At 40.7% G+C, this 1,037-nt stretch carries 2 protein-coding genes; both read right to left on the bottom strand.

Annotated features, from left to right (window positions below; translation table 11 throughout):
* Positions 1-399: hypothetical protein (locus MHO82_RS25695; protein WP_239189466.1), on the bottom strand; the 399-nt coding region annotated here is incomplete at its 3' end.
* A 172-nt stretch (positions 400-571) separates the two neighbouring features.
* Positions 572-1,037, bottom strand: a 466-nt coding sequence (locus tag MHO82_RS25690; protein ID WP_239189464.1) for a hypothetical protein, incomplete at its 5' end; no start/stop codon positions are given.

Here is a 1,037-nt window from a genome sequence, read left to right as displayed (position 1 = left end):
CATGCAGTTTTTCGCTAAAGCCTGACGCCGCTCCTTACCTGCTGGAGCACCGTAAGAGTAAAACCCAGATGCAGTTATTTTTTGATAATACCGTGTTGGGTACCATGCACCTGCTAAGAGAAATAAGATAAGAGGCAGTAAAAACAGAGAAAAGACTACTCCCATAGTTGTCCAATATTCATCACTTTCATTTTTTATTTCAATATGATGAACAAGTAACAGAGGTAAAAAACCGATCAAAAAAGTCAGTAAAAAAGGCATCCCCCATTTTCCGAAACGCCCCCAGTAATCCACTTCCCACTCCATAATAGCAGGCTCAGACTTTACAATATCTATATATAATGCTCTGCATTTTCTTTCACGATGGCCCCAATGCTCTAGAGCTGGATCGGTATTCAAATGCTCTTGTACTTCTCGATACTTTTTTTTGCGTCACTTAATGCATTCATTCGGTCTTTTCTATTCAAAATCGCCATTCACGCCTTTGTAAAGTTACATAATTATTAATAATAATTGACATAAAAAGGTGAGCACAGGGCCCACCTTCTTCCATACAAACAGCGTTAATTTGTTATTTTACTGTCTGCCTAAAAGGCATGGTGTCTTGGTGCTCCCACCAGCGGTCATAAAAATGATCCACCGCAGAGTTATAAATATCTAACTCATGTTGACCATATTCCTTCACCATCATTTTTACTTTTTCCAGCTGCTCAGAATCCACAATAAGGTGACTGTCTGCATGAGTCTTGATTTTATATAACCCACGAATGAATGGCTTTTTCCATAAAATAATTCCATAAACACCTAACCAAGGCCAAGCACTCTCTTCTGGATCTGGGTCTTTAATCGAGCCCATTTTTAAGAACCCCAATGCCCCAGCGCCAGCACCCACAAACGCAATAGGGCCAGCAACAAACAGTAATAACAGCGCAATAATACCGCCCCCTATCATGCAGTTTTTCGCTAAAGCCTGACGCCGCTCCTTACCTGCTGGAGCACCGTAAGAGTAAAACCCAGATGCAGTTATTTTTTGATAA

This window comes from Vibrio sp. Of7-15 (genome assembly GCF_022347565.1).
Lineage (GTDB): Bacteria > Pseudomonadota > Gammaproteobacteria > Enterobacterales > Vibrionaceae > NORP241.
The sequence above is the reverse complement of the archived record's forward strand: the minus strand, read 5'-3'. Positions and strand labels throughout refer to the sequence as shown.